Annotated in this window: 12 protein-coding genes; all 12 read left to right on the top strand. The window is 56.6% G+C overall.

The window, feature by feature from the left end:
* Positions 1 to 12 precede the first annotated feature (12 nt).
* The 12 genes from arsC to yegS all read left to right on the top strand — a co-directional run bounded on the left by arsC (position 13) and on the right by yegS (position 16,800).
* Positions 13 to 444, top strand: a complete 432-nt coding sequence (gene arsC / locus ACUY4Q_RS08565) for a glutaredoxin-dependent arsenate reductase (protein ID WP_458046618.1) — start codon at positions 13 to 15, stop codon at positions 442 to 444.
* 299 nt (positions 445 to 743) lie between these two features.
* On the top strand, positions 744 to 1,988 hold the full coding sequence (locus ACUY4Q_RS08560) for an MdtA/MuxA family multidrug efflux RND transporter periplasmic adaptor subunit (protein WP_458046617.1): 1,245 nt from the start codon (positions 744 to 746) through the stop codon (positions 1,986 to 1,988).
* On the top strand, positions 1,988 to 5,110 hold the full coding sequence (locus ACUY4Q_RS08555) for an MdtB/MuxB family multidrug efflux RND transporter permease subunit (protein ID WP_458046616.1): 3,123 nt from the start codon (positions 1,988 to 1,990) through the stop codon (positions 5,108 to 5,110). Before ACUY4Q_RS08560 ends, ACUY4Q_RS08555 begins: the two co-directional genes overlap by 1 nt.
* A complete protein-coding gene (gene mdtC, locus ACUY4Q_RS08550) occupies positions 5,111 to 8,188 on the top strand; it encodes a multidrug efflux RND transporter permease subunit MdtC (protein ID WP_458046615.1) in 3,078 nt (1,025 codons plus the stop codon).
* The gene (locus ACUY4Q_RS08545; RefSeq protein ID WP_458046614.1) at positions 8,185 to 9,600 is read left to right on the top strand and encodes an MFS transporter; all 1,416 of its coding nucleotides are present in this window, start codon (positions 8,185 to 8,187) and stop codon (positions 9,598 to 9,600) included. The genes mdtC and ACUY4Q_RS08545 overlap by 4 nt, the downstream gene beginning before the upstream one ends.
* Positions 9,597 to 11,051: an envelope stress sensor histidine kinase BaeS gene (baeS, locus tag ACUY4Q_RS08540; protein WP_458046613.1), complete on the top strand. Its 1,455-nt coding sequence runs from the start codon at positions 9,597 to 9,599 to the stop codon at positions 11,049 to 11,051. Before ACUY4Q_RS08545 ends, baeS begins: the two co-directional genes overlap by 4 nt.
* Entirely contained in the window at positions 11,048 to 11,770 is a 723-nt protein-coding gene (gene baeR, locus ACUY4Q_RS08535; protein ID WP_458046612.1) for an envelope stress response regulator BaeR, read from the top strand. The genes baeS and baeR overlap by 4 nt, the downstream gene beginning before the upstream one ends.
* A gap of 80 nt (positions 11,771 to 11,850) precedes the next feature.
* Positions 11,851 to 13,230, top strand: coding sequence for a HEAT repeat domain-containing protein (locus tag ACUY4Q_RS08530; protein WP_458046611.1), 1,380 nt, complete (start codon positions 11,851 to 11,853; stop codon positions 13,228 to 13,230).
* Between the two features lie 122 nt (positions 13,231 to 13,352).
* Entirely contained in the window at positions 13,353 to 13,619 is a 267-nt protein-coding gene (locus tag ACUY4Q_RS08525; RefSeq protein WP_458046610.1) for a type II toxin-antitoxin system TacA family antitoxin, read from the top strand.
* Entirely contained in the window at positions 13,607 to 14,098 is a 492-nt protein-coding gene (locus ACUY4Q_RS08520) for a GNAT family N-acetyltransferase (RefSeq protein WP_458046609.1), read from the top strand. The genes ACUY4Q_RS08525 and ACUY4Q_RS08520 overlap by 13 nt, the downstream gene beginning before the upstream one ends.
* A 186-nt stretch (positions 14,099 to 14,284) precedes the next feature.
* Positions 14,285 to 15,646, top strand: a complete 1,362-nt coding sequence (trhP, locus tag ACUY4Q_RS08515; protein ID WP_458046608.1) for a prephenate-dependent tRNA uridine(34) hydroxylase TrhP — start codon at positions 14,285 to 14,287, stop codon at positions 15,644 to 15,646.
* A 254-nt stretch (positions 15,647 to 15,900) separates the two neighbouring features.
* Entirely contained in the window at positions 15,901 to 16,800 is a 900-nt protein-coding gene (yegS, locus tag ACUY4Q_RS08510; protein ID WP_458046607.1) for a lipid kinase YegS, read from the top strand.
* Positions 16,801 to 16,811 lie beyond the last annotated feature (11 nt).

Raw genomic sequence — 16,811 nt, 5'->3', positions numbered from 1 at the left:
GAGATACTGAAAATGAGCAGCATTACTATCTTTCACAACCCGGCCTGCGGCACGTCACGTAACACCCTGGAGATGATCCGCAACAGCGGTAACGAACCGACAATTATTTATTATCTTGATACGCCCCCGACTCATGATGAACTGGTTAAACTTATTTCAGATATGGGAATTACGGTTCGGGCCTTGCTGCGTACGAACGTTGAACCCTATGAGCAACTGGGACTGGAGAATGACAGTTTTACCGATGAGCAACTGCTTGAATTTATGCTCACTTATCCCATCCTGATTAATCGGCCCATCGTGGTTACACCGGTCGGAGCTCGTCTATGTCGCCCCTCAGAAATCGTGCTGGATATTCTTCCGGATACTCAGAAAGGCGCATTCGTAAAAGAGGACGGTGAAAAGGTTATTGATGAGGCAGGCAAGCGAGTGAAACCGCAATAAACGAGAATAGGGACGATTCGGTTGCGGGAAATGATATTTAGCGGTGTCTGAAATAAAAAAGAGTCCATATTTTAATGGACTCTTTCTCTGAAGCCTCGTGTATTTTGTCCAACTTTTGGGGGTCTGTGCTTTCCAACGTTGCCCGCTTTATGAACATCGCTTTGCGAGCCGCCTCGTAATCCACATTCAGAGTCAGACGATTCCAGACAGTACTTCATAATCTCTCCATTTTTCTGACGTCTGCGCTCACTAAACTAGTATTATTCAGGCAAATGTTTCAGGACGAGATACGTATAACGATGAAAGGCAGAAAGACTCCCCGCCTGGTGATAGCGGCAATAGCAGTAGTGATCATGGTAATCGTCGCTGTCTGGTACGGATTTGGCCGTAGCGCAGACACCTCAGCATCCGCTTCCGCCTCGGGGAAGAATCCTCGCGCAGGCGCACCGGCGGGTGGGCGCAAGGGTATGCGCGGCGCCTTGCCTCCCGTGCAGGCCGCAGCCGCCACAAAGGAATCGGTTCCTCGCTATCTTTCTGGCCTGGGCACGGTGACGGCGGCGAATACTGTCACCGTGCGTAGCCGCGTTGACGGTCAACTGCTGGCGATTCATTTCCAGGAGGGTCAACAGGTGAAAGCTGGCGATCTGCTGGCCGAAATCGATCCCAGCCAGTTCAAGGTCGCACTGGCACAGGCGCAGGGGCAACTGGCAAAAGATAAAGCCACGCTCGCTAATGCCCGCCGTGACCTGGCCCGCTATCAGCAACTGGTGAAAACAAACCTGGTCTCTCGTCAGGAAATGGACGCCCAACAGGCGCTGGTCAGTGAAACGGAAGGGACGGTGAAAGCAGATGAAGCCGCCGTTGCCAGCGCACAGCTTCAGCTCGACTGGAGTCGCATCACCGCTCCGATTGATGGGCGAGTCGGTCTAAAACAGGTAGATATCGGTAACCAGATTTCCAGCGGCGACACCACCGGGATTGTGGTGCTGACCCAGACACACCCTATCGATCTGGTCTTCACCCTGCCAGAAAACGACATTGCCACCGTGGTACAGGCGCAAAAATCAGGGCAACCGCTGAATGTTGAAGCCTGGGATCGCACCAACAAACAGAAGCTCAGTACCGGGTCGCTGCTCAGCCTTGATAACCAGATTGATGCCACCACCGGCACCATCAAACTGAAAGCGCGCTTTGCTAACCAGGATGATGCGCTCTTCCCTAACCAGTTCGTCAATGCCCGCATGCTGGTCTCCACCCAGCAGGACGCGGTAGTGATTCCGGCGGCGGCCCTGCAAATGGGTAACGAAGGCAACTTCGTCTGGGTACTGAATGATAAGGACCAGGTCAGCAAGCACACGGTGACGACCGGCATTCAGGACAGCCAGAAAGTGGTGATTTCTGCGGGTCTCTCTGCCGGAGATCGCGTGGTTACCGACGGCATCGATCGCCTGACCGAAGGGGCGAAGGTGGAAGTGGTTGACGCTTCAAGTGCCGATCAGATGCCAGCGAAACGCGAACACCCGGCTAAAGGAGCGCAGTCCTGATGCAGTTGCTACCGCCAGGCAGAACCGGCGGGCCATCGCGCCTGTTTATCATGCGTCCGGTCGCCACCACCCTGATGATGGTGGCGATTTTACTTGCCGGTATCATTGGTTATCGCTTCCTGCCGGTTTCGGCGTTGCCGGAAGTCGATTACCCGACCATTCAGGTTATCACTCTTTATCCCGGCGCCAGCCCGGATGTGGTCACGTCAGCGATTACCGCACCGCTTGAGCGTCAGTTCGGTCAAATGTCGGGCCTGAAACAGATGTCATCGCAAAGCTCCGGCGGTGCATCGGTCGTGACCCTGCAGTTCCAGCTCACCCTGCCGCTGGATGTTGCCGAGCAGGAAGTGCAGGCGGCCATCAACGCCGCCAACAGCTTGTTACCCTCTGACCTGCCCAATCCGCCGGTCTACAGCAAAGTGAACCCCGCCGATCCACCGATCATGACGCTTGCCGTCACCTCCACTGCCCTGCCGATGACGCAGGTTGAGGACATGGTTGAAACGCGGGTGGCACAGAAAATCTCCCAGGTCTCGGGTGTCGGTCTGGTGACCCTTGCCGGGGGGCAACGCCCTGCCGTCCGCGTTAAGCTCAATGCGCAGGCGATTGCCGCTCTGGGGCTGACCAGCGAAACCATTCGCACCGCCATCAGTAATGCGAACGTTAACTCCGCCAAAGGGAGTCTCGATGGCCCGACCCGCGCGGTCACGCTTTCCGCCAACGACCAGATGCAATCGGTGGATGAATATCGCAAGCTGATTGTCGCTTACCAGAACGGTGCGCCCATCCGCCTGGGCGATGTCGCTACCATCGAGCAAGGCGCTGAAAATAGCTGGCTGGGCGCCTGGGCGAATCAACAGCAGGCGATTGTGATGAACGTTCAGCGCCAGCCGGGCGCGAACATTATTGATACGGCTGACGGTATCCGTACCCTGCTGCCAACGCTCACCGAAAGTTTGCCTAAATCGGTGGAGGTAAAAGTCCTCTCCGATCGCACGACCAACATCCGCGCCTCGGTGACCGACACCCAGTTTGAACTGATGCTGGCCATCGCGCTGGTGGTGATGATCATCTACCTGTTCCTGCGCAATATTCCGGCGACCATTATTCCCGGTGTTGCCGTGCCACTGTCGCTTGTCGGCACCTTCGCTGTGATGGTGTTCCTCGATTTTTCGGTCAACAATCTCACGCTGATGGCACTCACCATCGCCACCGGTTTTGTGGTCGACGATGCCATTGTGGTGATCGAAAACATTTCCCGTTATATCGAAAAAGGGGAAAAACCGCTGGCAGCCGCCCTGAAAGGGGCCGGAGAGATCGGCTTTACCATTATTTCACTGACCTTCTCACTGATTGCGGTGCTGATCCCGCTGCTGTTTATGGGGGATATCGTCGGTCGCTTGTTCCGTGAGTTTGCCGTCACCCTGGCGGTAGCCATACTGATTTCTGCAGTCGTCTCTCTGACGCTAACGCCGATGATGTGCGCTCGCATGCTGAGCGCGGAGTCGCTGCGCAAGCAGAACCGCTTTTCTCGTGCCTCAGAACAGTTTATCGATCGGGTAATCGCCGGCTACGGGCGCTTGCTGACCAGAGTACTCAACCACCCGTGGCTGACGCTAAGCGTGGCGCTTGGCACGCTGCTGCTGTCGGTCATGTTATGGGTCTTCATCCCGAAAGGGTTTTTCCCGGTGCAGGATAACGGCATCATTCAGGGAACCTTACAGGCCCCGCAATCCGCCTCGTTTGCCAGCATGGCCCAGCGCCAGCAACAGATCGCCGCAATCATTATGAAAGATCCGGCGGTGCAGAGCCTGACGACCTTTGTCGGTGTCGACGGGACTAACCCGGCACTTAATAGCGCGCGTCTGCAAATCAATCTTAAACCGCTGGCCGATCGCGACGATCGTGTACTCACGGTCATTGAGCGTTTGCAACAGGCCGCCGGACGGGTACCTGGGGCGGCGCTCTACCTGCAACCGACCCAGGATTTGACCATCGATACCACCGTCAGCCGCACCCAGTACCAGTTCACGCTACAGGCTACCACCCTTGATGCCCTCAGCACCTGGGTGCCGCAATTGACAGACAAATTGCAAACCCTGCCGCAGCTTTCCGATGTCAGCAGCGACTGGCAGGACAAAGGGCTGGCAGCGTATGTCAATGTGGACAGAGACAGCGCCAGCCGGCTTGGCATCAGCATGTCCGACGTGGATAACGCGCTCTATAACGCCTTCGGCCAGCGGCTTATCTCCACCATTTATACCCAGGCGAACCAGTACCGCGTGGTGCTGGAGCATGACACCTCGCACACATCCGGCCTGGATGCGCTGGATACCATTCGCCTGACCAGCAGCGAGGGCGGCGTGGTGCCACTCAGCGCCATCGCCAAAGTCGAGCAACGCTTTACGCCGCTGTCGATTAATCACCTCGATCAGTTCCCATCCACCACTATCTCGTTCAACGTGGCCGACGGGTACTCTTTGGGTGAGGCGGTACAGTCGATTCTTGACAGCGAAAAAACGCTGAACCTGCCGACGGATATCACCACCCAGTTCCAGGGCAGCACGCTGGCATTCCAGGCCGCATTAGGCAGTACCGTCTGGCTCATTGTTGCCGCGGTGGTGGCGATGTACATTGTGCTGGGCGTGCTTTATGAGAGCTTTATTCACCCGATCACCATCCTCTCAACCCTGCCGACTGCCGGCGTCGGAGCACTGATGGCGCTGCTGCTGGCAGGCAGCGAACTGGATGTGATTGCGATTATCGGCATCATTTTGCTGATCGGCATCGTCAAGAAAAACGCCATCATGATGATCGACTTCGCCCTTGCCGCCGAGCGTGAACAGGGCATGCCCCCACGTGAGGCCATCTATCAGGCCTGTCTGCTGCGTTTTCGCCCGATCCTGATGACCACCCTGGCGGCGCTGCTGGGTGCGTTGCCGCTGATGCTGAGCACCGGGGTCGGCGCCGAACTGCGTCGCCCACTGGGTATCGGGATGGTGGGCGGTCTGCTGGTGAGCCAGGTGTTGACACTCTTTACCACGCCGGTGATTTACCTGCTCTTTGACCGTCTCGGGCTGTACGTGCGCAGCCGCTTCCCACAGCGTGAAGAGGAGGCGTAGGTGAAGTTTTTCGCTCTCTTCATTTACCGCCCGGTCGCGACGATTTTGATTTCACTCGCGATTACCCTGTGCGGCGTGCTGGGCTTCCGCCTGCTGCCGGTCGCCCCGCTGCCGCAGGTGGATTTCCCGGTGATTATGATCAGCGCCTCTTTACCGGGCGCCTCCCCGGAGACCATGGCGTCCTCCGTTGCCACCCCGCTTGAGCGTTCGCTGGGGCGCATTGCCGGGGTCAGCGAGATGACCTCATCAAGCTCGCTGGGTAGTACCCGCATCATTCTTGAGTTCAATTTTGACCGCGATATTAACGGGGCCGCGCGCGACGTTCAGGCCGCACTGAATGCGGCGCAAAGCCTCCTGCCGAGCGGTATGCCGAGCCGCCCGACCTACCGCAAGGCCAACCCGTCAGATGCGCCGATCATGATCCTGACCCTCACCTCGGATACCTATTCCCAGGGCCAGCTTTATGATTTTGCCTCTACCCAACTGGCGCAGACCATCGCCCAGATTGATGGCGTCGGCGATGTCGATGTGGGCGGCAGTTCGCTGCCTGCGGTGCGCGTGGGGCTAAACCCGCAGGCGCTATTTAATCAGGGCGTCTCACTTGATGCCGTTCGCACCGCCATCAGCGAGGCGAATGTGCGTCGTCCGCAGGGTGCCATTGACGATGGCGACCATCGCTGGCAGGTACAAACCAATGACGCCCTGAAAACGGCCGCCGAATATCAGCCACTGATCGTCCATTACCAAAACGGCGCCGCCGTGCGTTTAAGCGATGTCGCCACCGTCACTGATTCTGTGCAGGACGTGCGTAACGCCGGGATGACAAACGCAAAACCGGCGATTTTGCTGATGATCCGTAAGCTGCCGGAAGCCAATATTATCCAGACGGTCGACAGCATTCGTGCCCGCCTGCCGGAACTCCAGTCCACCATCCCTGCGGCTATTTCCCTGCAAATCGCCCAGGACCGTTCCCCAACGATTCGCGCCTCGCTGGAAGAAGTAGAGCAAACGCTGGTCATCTCCGTGGCACTGGTGATCCTTGTGGTATTCCTGTTCTTACGTTCAGGGCGCGCCACGTTAATTCCGGCGGTCGCCGTACCGGTCTCGTTGATTGGCACCTTCGCCGCCATGTATCTGTGCGGATTCAGTCTTAACAATCTGTCGCTCATGGCCCTGACCATCGCCACCGGCTTTGTGGTGGATGATGCCATCGTGGTGCTGGAGAACATCTCCCGCCACCTTGAAGCGGGCATGAAACCGCTTCAGGCGGCATTGCAGGGTACGCGCGAAGTCGGTTTCACCGTGCTTTCGATGAGCGTTTCTCTGGTGGCGGTCTTCCTGCCGCTGCTGCTGATGGCCGGACTACCGGGGCGTCTGCTGCGTGAGTTTGCGGTGACCCTGTCGGTCGCGATAGGCATCTCGCTGGTGATCTCCCTGACGCTCACGCCGATGATGTGCGGGTGGATGCTCAAACGACAAAAAGCCCACGCACCGACACGTAACAAAGGCATTGGCCGTTTGTTAGTCGGGCTTCAGCAAGCCTATGCCCGCTCGCTGAGATGGGTGCTGAATCATGCCCGTCTGGTGGGCGTGGTACTGATAGGCACCATCGCACTCAATATCTGGTTGTACATTTCCATCCCGAAAACCTTCTTCCCGGAACAGGATACGGGTGTGCTGATGGGCGGCATTCAGGCCGATCAGAGTATCTCTTTCCAGGCGATGCGCACCAAGCTGCAGGACTTTATGAAGATCATCCGTGACGATCCGGCGGTGGATAATGTTACCGGGTTCACCGGCGGCTCGCGGGTGAACAGCGGCATGATGTTTATCACCCTGAAGTCCCGGGATGTGCGTAATGAGACCGCGCAACAGGTGATCGACCGCCTGCGCGGCAAGCTGGCAAAAGAGCCGGGTGCCAGCCTGTTTTTGATGGCGGTGCAGGATATCCGCGTGGGGGGGCGTCAGGCCAATGCCAGCTACCAGTTTGCGCTGCTGTCCGACTCTCTTAGCGCGCTTCGGGAATGGGAACCCAAAATCCGCAAAGCGTTGGCCTCGCTGCCGGAGCTGGCTGACGTCAACTCTGACCAGCAGGATAACGGCGCGGAGATGAATCTGATTTACGATCGCGAGAGCATGTCACGGCTGGGTATCAGCGTTCAGGACGCCAACAGCCTGTTGAATAATGCCTTCGGTCAACGCCAGATCTCCACCATCTACCAGCCGCTTAACCAGTATAAAGTGGTGATGGAAGTCGATCCGCGCTATACCCAGGATATCAGCGCGCTGGACAAGATGTTCGTGATTAATAGTGAAGGCAAGCCGATTCCGCTCTCTTACTTTGCCCGCTGGCAGCCGGCCAATGCGCCACTGTCGGTCAATCATCAGGGGCTGTCGGCCGCCTCGACCATCGCCTTTAACCTGCCGACGGGAGTATCGCTTTCTGAGGCCAGCGATGCCATTAACCGCACCATGACGCAGCTTGGCGTTCCCTCGACGGTTCGCGGCAGTTTTGCCGGAACGGCGCAGGTTTTCCAGCAGACCATGAACTCGCAGGTGATCCTGATTCTGGCCGCTATTGCTACGGTCTACATCGTATTAGGGATCTTGTATGAAAGTTACGTGCATCCGCTGACTATCCTCTCCACCCTCCCCTCGGCAGGCGTAGGGGCGCTGTTAGCCCTTGAGCTGTTTGGTGCGCCCTTTAGTTTGATCGCGCTGATTGGCATTATGTTGTTGATAGGCATCGTAAAGAAAAACGCCATTATGATGGTGGATTTTGCCCTGGAGGCGCAACGCAAAGGCAACCTGAATGCGGAAGAGGCCATTTTCCAGGCCTGTTTGTTGCGTTTCAGACCGATTATGATGACCACCCTGGCCGCGCTCTTTGGGGCCTTGCCGCTGGTGATTTCCGGCGGTGATGGCTCAGAGCTGCGCCAGCCGCTTGGGATAACCATCGTCGGGGGTCTGGTGATGAGCCAGTTGCTCACACTCTATACCACCCCGGTGGTCTATCTGTTCTTCGATCGCCTGCGCCTTCGATTCGCGCGTAAACGCAGAGAGCCCTTAACAGAGTGACAGAACTTCCCCAAAACGTACGCTGGCAGTTATGGATCGTCGCCTTCGGCTTCTTTATGCAGTCGCTGGACACCACCATTGTCAACACCGCCCTCCCCTCCATGGCGAGAAGCCTGGGGGAAAGCCCATTGCATATGCATATGGTGGTGGTCTCCTATGTCCTGACGGTGGCAGTGATGCTCCCGGCCAGCGGCTGGCTGGCCGACAGGGTGGGCGTGCGCAATATCTTCTTCACCGCCATTGTGCTCTTTACCCTCGGTTCGCTGTTTTGCGCCCGGGCCAATACGCTTGACGAGCTGGTGATGGCACGGGTGCTGCAAGGGGTTGGCGGTGCGATGATGGTGCCGGTTGGCAGGCTCACGGTGATGAAGATAGTTCCTCGCGAGCAGTATATGGCGGCGATGACCTTCGTCACGCTTCCCGGCCAGGTCGGCCCCCTGCTCGGCCCGGCGCTCGGCGGTGTGCTGGTGGAGTACGCCTCCTGGCACTGGATTTTCCTTATCAATCTGCCGGTCGGCATCATCGGCGCGGTCGCCACCCTGTGGCTGATGCCGAACTACAAGCTAAAAACCGGGCGTTTCGACATTCTCGGGTTTGTGCTGCTGGCCTGCGGCATGGCCACGCTGACGCTGGCCCTCGACGGGCAAAAGGGGCTGGGCATCTCCCCACTGATGCTGGCGGCGCTGGTGGCGGTCGGTGCCGTTGCGATTCTCTGTTATCTCCTGCACGCCAGGGGCAACAGCGGTGCCCTGTTTAACCTGCGCCTGTTCCGTACCCGGACCTTTTCGCTTGGACTGGTAGGCAGTTTCGCCGGGCGCGTCGGCAGCGGTATGTTGCCCTTCATGACACCGGTGTTTCTGCAAATTGGGATGGGCTTCTCCCCGTTCCATGCCGGACTGATGATGATCCCGATGGTGCTCGGCAGCATGGGCATGAAACGCATTGTGGTGCAGGTCGTTAACCGCTTTGGCTATCGTCGGGTGCTGGTCTGCTCAACGCTCGGGCTGGCGCTGGTGTGCCTGCTGTTTATGGGCACTGCGCTGATGGGCTGGTACTACGTGCTGCCAGTGGTGCTCTTTGCGCAGGGGATGATCAACTCCATGCGTTTCTCTTCGATGAACACCCTGACCTTAAAAGACTTACCCGATGAACTGGCCAGCGGCGGTAACAGCTTGCTGTCAATGGTGATGCAGTTGTCGATGAGTATTGGCGTCACCATTGCCGGTCTGCTGCTGGGCATGTTCGGTCAGGCCCATCTGTCGGCGGACAGCGGCGTCGCGCATCACGTTTTCCTTTACGCCTATCTGTGCATGGCGGTCATTATCGCGTTGCCAGCGTTTATCTTTGCCCGAGTTCCGAATGATGCCAGTAAGAACGTGATCATTGCCCGGCGCAACAGGAGTCACTCATGAAATTATGGCGTCCCGGTATCACCGCTAAGCTCTTTCTGGCGATTTTCGCCACCTGCATCGTGCTGCTGGTGACGATGCACTGGGCGGTGCGCATCAGCTTTGAGCGCGGTTTTATCGACTATATCAAACATGGCAACGAGCAACGTCTGCAACTGCTGAGCGATGCCCTGAGCGAGCAGTATGCCCAACAGGGGAGCTGGCGTTTTTTACGCAACAATGACCGTTTTATTTTCCAGATCCTGCGCTCGTTTGAGCGGGAAAATGAACACAACGAAGACGGTCCTGGACATGCGCCTCCCCCTGGACCACCGGGCCCGCCACCGGAGCCGGGTAATGGCATGCCGCCGCACGGCTGGCGCACGCAGTTTTGGGTGACCGATGCCACGCATCACGTGCTGGTCGGCCCACGGGCCCCGGTACCTTCAGACGGCACGCGTCGCGCCATTTCAGTAAACGGCGAAACGGTCGGCTGGGTGATTGCCTCTCCCGTGGAGCGCCTTACTCGAAATACCGACATCAACTTTGACCGGCAGCAAAGGCGCACCAGTTGGCTGATTGTCGCGCTGGCGACCCTGCTCGCGGCCCTGGCAACCCTGCCGTTGGCGCGGGGGCTACTGGCGCCGGTTAAGCGGCTGGTGGAGGGCACCCATAAGCTCGCGGCGGGCGATTTTACCACCCGGGTGAGCACCGGCAGTGAAGATGAACTGGGAAAACTGGCGCAGGACTTTAACCAGCTCGCCAGTACGCTTGAGCGCAATCAGCAAATGCGCCGCGATTTTATGGCCGATATCTCGCATGAACTGCGCACGCCGCTGGCCGTACTGCGCGGCGAACTGGAAGCCATCCAGGATGGCGTCAGGCAGTTTACCCCGGAATCCGTCGCCTCATTGCAGGCGGAAGTCGGCACGCTGACCAAGCTGGTCAACGACCTCCATCAACTGTCGATGTCCGATGAAGGCGCACTGGCGTATCAGAAATCGTCTGTCGATGTGGTCTCCCTGCTGGAAGTGGCGGCTGGCGCGTTTCGCGAGCGTTTTGCCGCCCGTCAGTTGACCATCAGCATTGCCCTGCCTGAACAGGCCACCGTCTTTGGTGACCCGGACCGGCTGATGCAGCTCTTCAATAACCTGATGGAAAACAGTCTGCGTTATACCGATAGCGGCGGCAATTTACACATCAGTGGGCACATTGAGGGCGAGATGCTGGCGCTGGCCTTTGCCGATACCGCCCCCGGAGTTACCGACGCCCAGTTGACCCGACTCTTTGAGCGTTTTTATCGCACCGAAGGGTCACGCAACCGCGCCAGCGGCGGCTCCGGCCTGGGTCTGGCGATTTGCATGAACATAGTGAGCGCCCACGGCGGAAGCGTCAGTGCGGCACATTCGCCATTTGGCGGGGTTAGCATTACAGTAAAACTGCCGCTGGAACGAGAGATAGCGAGAAGCGTATGAACGAATTACCGATTGATGAAAACACCCCCCGCATCTTGATTGTGGAGGATGAGCCTAAGCTCGGACAGCTTTTGATCGATTACCTGCGGGCGGCAAGCTATGCGCCAACGTTGATCAACCATGGCGACCAGGTGCTCACTTATGTGCGCCAGACCCCACCGGATATGATTCTGCTGGATCTGATGCTGCCCGGTACCGATGGGCTGACCCTGTGTCGTGAAATCCGTCGTTTTTCCAACCTGCCCATCATTATGGTGACGGCGAAAATCGAAGAGATTGACCGTTTGCTGGGGCTGGAAATTGGCGCTGATGACTACATCTGCAAGCCCTACAGCCCACGTGAAGTGGTCGCCAGGGTTAAAACAATTCTGCGGCGCTGCAAACCTCAGCGCGAGCTCCAGGCAATGGATGCTGAAAGCCCGTTGATTGTGGATGAGAGCCGGTTCCAGGCGACCTGGCGCAATCAGCCGCTCGATTTAACCCCTGCGGAGTTCCGTCTGCTGAAAACCCTCTCCAATGAGCCGGGCAAAGTCTTTTCCCGCGAGCAGTTGCTGAACAATTTGTATGATGACTACCGTGTGGTCACCGACCGTACCATTGACAGCCATATCAAAAACTTACGTCGCAAACTCGAAACGCTGGATGAAGAGCAGTCGTTTATTCGTGCCGTCTATGGTGTGGGTTATCGTTGGGAAGCGGACGCCTGCCGTCTGGGATGAGCCGGATTTCAGATACCAGGTTCATGTAAGCCGGGGCGGTTTGTCCCCGGTCTACGATGACAGGAAGCCTATAAGCCACTATGGATATCAAACAACGCCTGAAGCAATGGTTCACCGGGAAAGGAAAGCCCATGTACGATAGCGAAGCACAACTTCATCAGCAGATTCTGGCTTTGCTGGACAAGCCCTGGTATGGCTATGCCAGCCCGGCGGGAGACGGCAAATTCATCATCGACACCCTGCGCGAACTCACCCACCACCACAACGGTTATGTGCGTGAAAAAGCGGTCAAGGCGCTGGCGTTGAAGGAAGACATCACGGCTCTCGGTGAGCTGCTCAGCCGCGTCAATGACTGGGTAGCAACCATTCATCTTATCGCTGTCGATGCGGTAATGGCGCTGCTGACCAGGGCCAACGTGCCGGCATTTATCGCCCATTTACCCACGATACGTCAGCTTGCTGAGCGCAGACGCTATGATCACCGCGATCTCGTTCATGCTATCTCCCGGTTCCTGGTCACCAGTGACTTGCCAGCCGTGCAGCAGGCGCTTAACTCCCCGGTGCGTGAGATTCGAGACGCGGCCCTGCATACCCTTATCGAACAGGGCAAGCTTTACGACGAAGACGCATTGCTGACGGTGCTGCATAACCGGGACAGCACGCTACGCGCTATCGCGGTGGAAGACTGGCTGCAACATCATCGGGCACTTTCAGCCTCGCTGCAGGCGCGTCTGTTGTGCGATCCCTGGGTGCGTATCCGCCGGGCAACGCTGTTTTACCTCGATGAACACCGCCAGTTACCTCCCGAGACGCTGCATCATCGCTTGTTACTGGACAAAAACGCGCTGATTCAACAACGCACCCGCAGGATGCTCGAAGGCAAAACAGAGGCAACCGCACTCTGGCTGGAGGTACTGCACGACAATAATGCCAGTCTCACCCAACGACGCGCGGCGTTGAGTGGCCTGAAAGAGAGCCATTATCCTGATTTGCTGAACCAGGCTGAATGGGCTTATGCAGAGAGTGAACCGGGACTGCGCAAGATCGCACTAAAGATACTGGTGGGACTTCAAGGGGATGACGCTAAACCGCGCGTGCTGGAAACCCTGGCCTCACCCAATCCGACACTGGTATTCGCCGCATGGAATGTGCTGACGCGCGCATCCATTGCGTTAACACTGGATGACATTCAGCCGTTGCTGGAAAACCCGCCAACGCCTTCCCACCGCCTTGTTTATCTGCGTTTACTGACACTGCTAAACAAATGGGACTGGCTGATTCTGCTGCTGCGCTACCACACAATCCTGACAGTGGATGAGCGTGAGGCCCAGCGCCAGACGTGGATAGCCAAATTCAACCTATCAGGCATCTCCCCGACCGCCCGACAGCGTGAAACCCTGACCGCACTGTTGCCCCAGGTACCTGAAATTCACAAAGCCGTTGCCGGGTATCTGCCCTGAGGGCAGGTAGCCGACTCAGTGCCCCACAAAGCGTGTCTTACTGTTAACGGATCGCGTATAGCATTTGCTATACGCAAGGCCTATACTCTTCGTATATCAATTGCTATACACGAGGAGCAGCGATGAAATCTGATGTTCAACTCAATATTCGGGCAAAAGAAGCACAACGGGTGTTAATAGATACCGCTGCGGAAATCCTGCATAAAACGCGTACTGACTTCATTCTGGAAATGGCCTGTCAGGCCGCGGAAAACGTGATTCTTGACCAGCGCATGTTCAACCTCAACGATGAACAATACGCTGAATTTATCGATATGCTGGATGCTCCGGTCACACCGAACCCTGCACTTGAGAAACTGCTGGCGAGAAAACCGCAGTGGGAAAAATAACCGCCCCGACGCCACTCACTTCCACACACGCACTTTCTGAATTCCATTGTGGCGAACCCGTCCTTGACGAATGGATACGCAGTCGCGGGTTAAAAAGCCAGGCATCGGGGGCCGCCAGAACGTTCGTGGTCTGCGAAGAGAATTCATCACAGGTTGTAGGCTTCTATTCCCTTGCGACTGGCAGTGTCAGTCATGCGGTAAGTCCGGGTGGAATACGACGCAACATGCCGGATCCGTTGCCGGTAATAATTATTGCTCGACTGGCAGTTGATGGATGTTGTCATGGTCGCGGTCTGAGTGCCGACTTACTTCATGATGCAATTCTGCGCATCTGTCGGGTAGCCGAAAACATCGGCGTCAGGGCGATTATGGTCCATGCCCTCTCGGAAAAAGCGAAGCAGTTTTATCTGCACCACGGTTTTAGCGTCTCTTTAACGCAGGACAGAACGCTTTTTCTTCGTGTCCCCAACCTCAGTTAAACGCCTTTCCTGGATAACGTTTTGGCGGATAATCACACATCAAATCAGGTACGTTTTCACTTGTGCTAATCGGTGGTTTACTCACTCCGTGCGCAGCGCTACAATTCCCGCCCTAAATTTATGGGATCTCCCCCTACTGCCTCACCTGGTGAGGTGGATCTGACCTGTCATCAGAAAGAGAACATCATGTTTAAACCGGAACTCCTCTCCCCGGCGGGAACGCTAAAAAATATGCGTTACGCTTTCGCTTATGGCGCGGACGCTGTTTATGCGGGCCAGCCTCGTTATTCACTGCGCGTACGTAATAATGAATTCAATCACGAGAATTTGCAGTTGGGCATCAATGAAGCCCACGCGCTCGGTAAAAAATTCTACGTGGTGGTGAATATCGCGCCGCATAACGCCAAGCTAAAAACGTTTATTCGCGATTTGAAACCCGTGGTGGATATGGGGCCGGATGCCTTAATCATGTCAGACCCTGGTCTTATTATGCTGGTGCGTGAAAACTTCCCGGAGATGGACATTCATCTTTCGGTGCAGGCCAACGCGGTGAACTGGGCAACGGTGAAATTCTGGAAACAGATGGGACTGACACGTGTGATTCTCTCCCGTGAACTGTCGCTGGATGAGATCGCCGAAATCCGCACCCAGGTGCCGGAGATGGAACTGGAGATTTTTGTCCACGGCGCACTGTGCATGGCCTACTCCGGCCGCTGCCTGCTGTCGGGCTACATCAACAAGCGTGACCCGAACCAGGGCACCTGCACCAACGCCTGCCGTTGGGAATACAAAGTCCAGGAAGGTAAAGAGGACGATGTGGGTAACATCGTGCACGTCCATGAACCGATTCCGGTGCAGAACGTCGAGCCGACGCTGGGCATCGGTGAGCCAACCAGCAAAGTCTTTATGCTGGAAGAAGCCCAGCGTCCGGGCGAATACATGACCGCGTTTGAAGATGAGCATGGCACCTACATCATGAATTCCAAAGATCTGCGCGCCATCGCCCACGTTGAGCGCCTGACCGAAATGGGCGTCCACTCGCTTAAAATTGAAGGCCGTACTAAATCATTTTATTACTGCGCCCGTACCGCCCAGGTCTATCGCAAAGCCATTGATGATGCCGCAGCGGGCAAACCCTTTGACCCGGCACTGCTTGACACGCTGGAAGGCCTGGCGCATCGCGGTTACACCGAAGGTTTCCTGCGCCGTCACACCCATGATGATTACCAGAATTATGAATACGGCTATTCCATTTCCGAGCGCCAGCAGTTTGTCGGTGAATTCACCGGTGAGCGTAAAGGCCCACTGGCAGCCGTTGCGGTCAAAAACAAGTTCACCCAGGGAGACAGTCTGGAGCTGATGACGCCGCAGGGTAATATCAACTTTACGCTGGAGCACATGGAAAACGGCAAAGGCGAAGCGGTCGGCGTGGCACCGGGCGACGGTCATACCGTCTGGCTGCCGGTTCCGGATGATCTGGAACTGAAATATGCGTTATTAATGCGCAATTTTACCGGTCAGACCACACGTAATCCGCACGATAAGTAATTCACTGCTGTTATTTTTTACCAGCAGAAGAATCTTAGAATCGGATCACATACCGCTGCGTTCAATATGGGTATTATCCTTTTCGCTGAAAAACATAACCCATAAATGCTAGCTGTACCAGGAACCACCTCCTTAGCCTGCGTAATCTCCCTTACGCAGGCTGATTTTTTTTATCCCTCTCCTTTTCATCCGCAGGCGCACTTCTCCGTCGTGAGATACACTTTCCCCATAAGTATTCTGATAAGGCAGAAAGGATGAGCAATTTTCCAACCAGTTTATTGATCCTTAACGGGAAAAGCGCAGGTGATGATCTGCTGCGTGAGGCCATCACGCTGCTTCGTAACGAAGGTATGGACATCCAGGTTCGGGTGACCTGGGAAAAGGGGGATGCGGAGCGCTATGTCGATGAGGCCATACAGCTCGGCGTTGAGACCGTTATCGCCGGTGGCGGCGATGGCACCATCAATGAAGTGGCGACGGCGCTGGTACGCAACCGCAGTGAGCGTGTCCCGGCGCTGGGCATTTTACCTCTGGGTACCGCTAATGATTTTGCCACCAGCACGGCGATACCGGAATCGCTGGATAAAGCCCTTCAACTGGCTATTGTTGGCAAAGCGGTGCCGGTGGATATCGCCGAGGTCAACGGTAATACCTGCTTTATTAATATGGCAACGGGCGGTTTTGGCACGCGTATCACCACCGAAACGCCGGAGAAACTCAAAGCCGCGCTCGGTGGCGTCTCCTACATTCTGCACGGCCTGATGCGCATGGATACGGTCAAACCGGACCGCTGCGAAATCAAAGGCGAGAATTTTCACTGGCAGGGCGATGCGCTGGTCATCGGCATCGGTAACGGGCGCCAGGCCGGTGGCGGTCAGCAGCTTTGCCCGCAGGCGTTGATCAACGATGGGCTGCTGGAGCTGCGTATTTTTACCGGCGACGAAATCCTGCCCGCGCTGTTCACCACCCTCACCCAACCGGACGATAACCCGCATGTCGTTGACGGAAAATCATCCTGGTTTGAAATTAGCGCGCCTCATGACATTACCTTCAACCTGGATGGCGAACCGTTAAAAGGGCAGAACTTCAGTATTAAGATCCTGCCCAATGCCCTGAATTGCCGTCTTCCTCCGGATTGCCCGCTGCTGCGCTAGGACGAGGTCAT

It is taken from the genome of Phytobacter cepae, from assembly GCF_054165735.1.
This window is presented reverse-complemented; position numbering and strand designations above follow the sequence as displayed.